The organism is Actinotalea ferrariae, from assembly GCF_019733465.1.
GTDB lineage: Bacteria > Actinomycetota > Actinomycetes > Actinomycetales > Cellulomonadaceae > Actinotalea > Actinotalea ferrariae_A.
The window spans coordinates 1-1671 of record NZ_JACVQL010000415.1; the positions used below are offsets into that span (position 1 = coordinate 1).

Annotated in this window: 2 protein-coding genes; both read right to left on the bottom strand. The window is 77.0% G+C overall.

Translation table 11 applies throughout. The features are described from left to right. Window positions 1-139 precede the first annotated feature (139 nt). Window positions 140-580: a flagellar export protein FliJ gene (locus tag ICW40_RS20495; RefSeq protein ID WP_221655814.1), complete on the bottom strand. Its 441-nt coding sequence runs from the start codon at window positions 578-580 to the stop codon at window positions 140-142. Further along, window positions 580-1671 (bottom strand): FliI/YscN family ATPase (locus ICW40_RS20500; protein ID WP_221655815.1); only part of this gene is annotated, 1092 nt, incomplete at its 5' end. The genes ICW40_RS20500 and ICW40_RS20495, both read right to left, overlap by 1 nt.

Below are 1671 nucleotides of genomic sequence, written 5' to 3' on the forward strand. Positions count from 1 at the left end.
GCGTCGGTGCGGGCCGTGTCACGACGCGCGGCGTCGTCGAGCGTGCGGGCGAACGCGTCGGCGTCCTGCCGGCTCTCGGCGCGCGCGTCGGCGCGGGGCCGGGACGGCGCCGGGGCGGCGACGGGAAGCGAGCTGACGGTCATCGGTCCTCCATGAGGTCGGCACCGGGCGCGCCGCGGCGGGACGCGGCCTCGTCGAGCACGAGCTGCTCGAGGCGCAGCTCCTCGGCGACGAGGGCGGCCTGGTGGCGCTCCTCGAGCTTGCGGATCATCTGGGCGCGGGCGCGCGCGTCGCTCCAGTCGCCCGTGGCCTGGCGCACGCGGAAGTCCACGACGTCGCGTGCGGCGACGGCCTCGGTGAGCAGACCGGTGAGGCCGGCGCGGGCCGCGACGGCGGCCTGCCACGACAGGTCGTCGGCGCGCTCGGGCAGCTCGGACTCGGCGAGCGCCTGGGCCGTGCGCTGCTCGCGCCGCTCGGCGGCGCGCAGCGAGGCGTTGGCGATCGCGAGCTCGCCCGCGGCCTGCTCCTCCTGCATGCCGCGCAGGCGCAGGAGGCCGGCGAGGCGGAACGGCGTGGCCATCAGGACACCCCCATCCGGTGGATCAGCTGGGCGAGGCGCTGCCACGACTCGGCCGCGGCGGCCGGCTCGTCCATGCCCTGCCGAAGGAAGGCGTCGATCGCGTCGGCGTTCGCGACGGCGGCGTCGACCATGGCGTTGGTGCCGGCGGCGTAGGCGCCGACGTCGATGAGGTCCTGGGCGCGGCGACGCGCGGCCATGACCTGGCGGAGCCGGGTCGCGAGCTGCTGCTGCTCCTTGCTGCTCACGCGGCTCGCGACGCGGGACACCGAGCCGAGCACGTCGATGCTCGGGAAGTGCCCGGCGACGGCGAGGTCACGCGTGAGGACCACGTGCCCGTCGAGGATCGACCGCGCGGCGTCCGCGATGGGCTCGTTGTGGTCGTCGCCGTCGACGAGGACCGTGTAGATGCCCGTGACGGAGCCGCGCTCGTCGGTGCCCGCGCGCTCGAGGAGCTGCGCGAGCAGCGAGAACGTCGACGGCGGGTAGCCGCGCGTCGCGGGCGGCTCGCCCACGGAGAGCCCGATCTCGCGCTGCGCCATGGCGACGCGCGTGAGCGAGTCCATCATCAGCACGACGTCGGCGCCCTCGGACCGGAACGACTCGGCGATCGCGGTCGCGACGAACGCGGCGCGCAGGCGGACCAGCGGCGGCTCGTCGGACGTCGCGACGACGACGACGCTGCGCGCGAGGCCCTCGGGGCCGAGGTCGTCCTCGAGGAACTCGCGGACCTCGCGCCCGCGCTCGCCGACGAGCGCGATGACCGAGACCTGCGCCTCGGTGCCGCGCGCGATCATCGACAGCAGGCTGGACTTGCCGACGCCGGAGCCGGCGAACAGGCCGAACCGCTGGCCGCGGCCAGCGGTGACGAGGGTGTCGAGCGCCCGGACGCCGAGCCCGAGGGGCGTGTCGACGCGGGCACGGCCGAGGGCCGAGGGCGCGCTGCCGGTCACGGGGCGGCGCACGGCGCCGACGAGCGGCCCGCGGCCGTCGACCGGCCGGCCGAGCCCGTCGAGCACGCGGCCGAGGAGCGCCGAGCCCGTGGGGGTGGTGAGCGGGCGGCCCGTGGTGCGCACGGGCATGCCGGTGCGCAG